The sequence below is a fragment of the Sandarakinorhabdus sp. genome, from assembly GCF_031422795.1.
In the GTDB taxonomy this organism is placed as follows: Bacteria; Pseudomonadota; Alphaproteobacteria; order Sphingomonadales; family Sphingomonadaceae; genus Sandarakinorhabdus.
Genome location: NZ_JANPML010000081.1, coordinates 1 through 3,427 on the forward strand (window position 1 = coordinate 1; position 3,427 = coordinate 3,427).

Below are 3,427 nucleotides of genomic sequence, written 5' to 3' on the forward strand. Positions count from 1 at the left end.
CGTGGCGCTGCAGCCGCCCGCCGCCAAGGTGATCGTCAATGCCCGCACCGGCACAGTAGTGATTTCAGGCGAAGTCCGCATCCTGCCCGCCGCCGTTGCCCACGGCAATTTGACGGTGCGGGTGACGGAAAACCAGCAAGCCAGCCAGCCCGGCCCGTTCGGACGCGGCCAGACCGTGGTCACCCAGCAATCCACCGTGGAAGCCGGCGAAGCGGAAACCCGCATGAACCTGTTCGCGCCGGGCGCGAAGCTGGGTGAAATCATCGACGCCGTGAACGCACTGGGTGCAGCGCCGGGCGATCTCGTTGCCATCCTCGAAGCCCTCAAGGCCGCCGGCGCACTCAGAGCAGAACTGGTGGTGATCTGATGGAGATCAGGCCCCTCACCGCGCAAGGCCTGCCGCTGGCCGCCAAGGCCGATGATGCCAAGGCAGCAGCCAAGGCGGGGCAGGAATTCGAAGCCCTGCTCGTCACCCGCCTGCTGAAAACCGCCCGCGCTGCCAAACTGGGCGACGATCTGATGGGCAGCAACGACACCGTGCGCGATCATATCGACGAACAGCGCGGTCGTGCCATCGCCAGCGCCGCACCGCTCGGCCTGGCGCAGCTGTTGGCCAGGGAGGCAGCCAAATGATGGATTTGTTGGCGCTCGGCCGTTCCGGCGTGCTGGCCTTCCAGAAGGCGCTGAATGCCACCGGCGACAATGTGGCCAACGCCGATACGCCCGGATTTGTGCGGCGTCGGATCGTGCTGGCCACGCAGCCGGCTGGCAGCGGCGGGCCGTTCGAGCGCGCGCCGATGAGCGGCGCCGGGGTGCGCGCGGCGGCGCTGGTGCGCGATGTCGATGCGCTGAAGGCCAACGCGGCGCGCGGCGCCAGCGGCGATCAATCCCGGTTGGCGGCGCGGCTGGACTGGCTGCAGCGACTGGAATCACTGGCCACCACCGCCGATGTGGTGGGCCGAGTTGGTGGCTTTTTTGATGCCGCAACCCGTCTGGCCGCCGCCCCCACCCAGCCTGCCGCGCGCATCGTGTTTCTGGATGCCGCCGAAGATGCCGCCGCGGCGTTTGCCGGCCACGGCCGCGATATGGAGCAACTAGACGGCGATATTCGCGCCGAAGCCGGCCTGTCCACCCGCCGCGTCAACGATCTGGCTGCGGCGCTGGTGCGGGTGAACGAGGCGCTGCGGCGCGGCGATGATGGCGACGTGGCGGCAGCCGGCCTGCTCGACAACCGCGATCGCCTGCTGGCTGATTTGGCCAATGAAGTGCGTATCAGCGTGAATGAAGGCCCGCGCGGCGTGGTCGAGGTCAAGCTCGGTTCCGGGCCTTCTGCCGTGCTGCTGGTGCCCAAGGCTGGCAACAGCAGCCGCATCGGGGTTGCACCGGATGGTCAATCCGTGCTGCTCGATCCGGATCATGCGCCCGTGCCGCTGCGGCTGCCAGCGTCGGGCCGGTTGGCGGGCCTGCTGGAAGCCAGCGGGCAGATCGCCCGCGCCCGCGCCGCGCTGGATGGCAGCGCCGGCAGCTTTGCCACCTTGGTCAACAACTGGCATAGCCAAGGCATCGACGCAGCCGGGCAGCCGGGACAGGCGATCTTTGCCACCACCGCCACCCGCACCACCGTGGGCAAGGCCAATGCCGGCCAGGCGCCGGTGGATGTGGTGCTGGCCGACGGCGCCACGCCCTTTGCCGGCGGCTATCGCCTGATTGCCGAAGCCGGCGGTTTCACGCTGGCCCGCACCGACAACAGCGCCAGCATCACCGGCACGTCCCCGCTGCTGCTCGACGGGCTGACCGTGACCATCGGCAACGGCTGGGTGGGCGGCGACCAATGGACCATTGAACCGCTTGGCGGCGCACGGGGCCTGAGCCTGCGACCGTTGCAGCCAACTGAAGTGGCCGCCGCCGCGCGCCGGCAGATCGACGGCCTGCCCACCAATGCCGCGCGCGGGCTGCCCGAGATTTTCGACGATGCCGCTGCCCTGGCCCTTCCCGGCGGTGACATCACGCCGCCGCCGTGGCGGATCACGATCATTGCCGGCGGGTTGGCCGAAATCCGCGATCCCACCGGTGTCAACCTGCTGGCCACCGTGCCGGCAGATGGCAGCCTGATCGAAGGGCCTGCGTTGCGCTTTCGCATTCCCGCATCGAGCGCGGAGGGCGATCTGTTCCGCATTGCCCCAACCCCGGCGGGCAGCCAAGATAATCGCAACCTGCTCGATCTGGGGCGGCTGCGGGCCCAGCCCGGCCCCAATGGCACGATCGAGGCGGTGCTGGAGGGCGATCTGGCCGGCATCGGTGCCGGCGTATCGGACGCCAGGCGACTGGAAGCCGCGGCCGCCAGCCTCAAGGAAGACACCGCCCGCGCCAATGATGCAGTGTCGGCAGTCGATCTGGAAAGGGAAGCCGCCGAGCTCACGCGTTTGCAGGCCGCCTATCGCGCCAACGCCCAGGTGATCGGCGTGGCGCGCGACCTGTTTGATCAGATTCTTGGGCTTACCCGGTGATTCCGCCGCTTTCCGCCCGGGTTGGCCATGATGCCGCCGTCCGCCGCCTGAAAGGGCTTTCAGAGCAATTGGCCATGGTGCAAGAGCAGATCAGCACCGGCAAGAAACTGCAGAAGCCCGGTGACGATGCCATCGCCTTTGCCCGCATCGCCACGCTGCGCCGCGCCCACCAGGGTGCCGAAGTGCAGCGCCGCGCCATGGATGCCGCCAGTGCCCGACTTTCGGCCAGTGAAGTGGCGCTGGCCGGGATTGCCGATCTGGCCGTTCGTGCCAAGGAACTGGCGCTGGCAGGGCGCAACGGCACGTTGAATGCCAGCGATCGGCGCGTGCTGGCGCTGGAAGTGCGCGAGCTGGCCGCCGCCGCACGAGGGCTGGCCGAAGCGCGCGGTGCCGATGGCGAGGCGTTGTTTGCCGGCGTCGGCACGCCGCCGGCCTATACCGATGATGCCGAAGGGCTGGCGGCATGGGCCGGGCTGGGCGCGCCGCCAGAAGTCGCCACCATCGGCCGCCGCGTCGCCGCCGGCATCACCGGGCCAGAGGCGTTTGGCGTGACGGAACCGCTGCCACCGGTAGACCCAAACGCGCCGCCGCCCGATCCAGAGGTGCCGCCACCACCGCGCCAGCGCAATTTCTTCGACAGCCTGGCGCATCTTGCCGACAGTCTGGAAGAAGCACGGCCGCTGTTTTTCGATGCCGCGATGGACGAAGCGTTGGCTGCAGTCGATGATCATATCGGCACTCTGGCCGGCGCCCAGGCCCTGATCGGCGCGCGGGCGGCGCGGCTTGATGCGGAAACCGAACGGCTCGACCGCAGCCAGCTCGAACTGAAATCCAGCATGTCCAAGCTGGAAGACACCGACATGACCGAGGCGATTGCCCGATTGGACCGGCTTTCGGTGGTGCTGGAAGCCGCCCAGGCC

4 protein-coding genes are annotated in these 3,427 nt (G+C 68.8%); all 4 read left to right on the plus strand.

Annotated features, from left to right (window positions below; translation table 11 throughout):
- The coding region (locus RMO81_RS03235; RefSeq protein WP_310474299.1) for a flagellar basal body P-ring protein FlgI at positions 1 to 367 on the plus strand (367 nt) is incomplete at its 5' end.
- A complete protein-coding gene (locus RMO81_RS03240) occupies positions 367 to 633 on the plus strand; it encodes a hypothetical protein (protein ID WP_310474300.1) in 267 nt (88 codons plus the stop codon). The genes RMO81_RS03235 and RMO81_RS03240, both read left to right, overlap by 1 nt.
- Positions 630 to 2,507, plus strand: a complete 1,878-nt coding sequence (locus RMO81_RS03245; RefSeq protein WP_310474301.1) for a FlgK family flagellar hook-associated protein — start codon at positions 630 to 632, stop codon at positions 2,505 to 2,507. The genes RMO81_RS03240 and RMO81_RS03245 overlap by 4 nt, the downstream gene beginning before the upstream one ends.
- The coding region (locus tag RMO81_RS03250; RefSeq protein ID WP_310474302.1) for a flagellin at positions 2,504 to 3,427 on the plus strand (924 nt) is incomplete at its 3' end. The genes RMO81_RS03245 and RMO81_RS03250, both read left to right, overlap by 4 nt.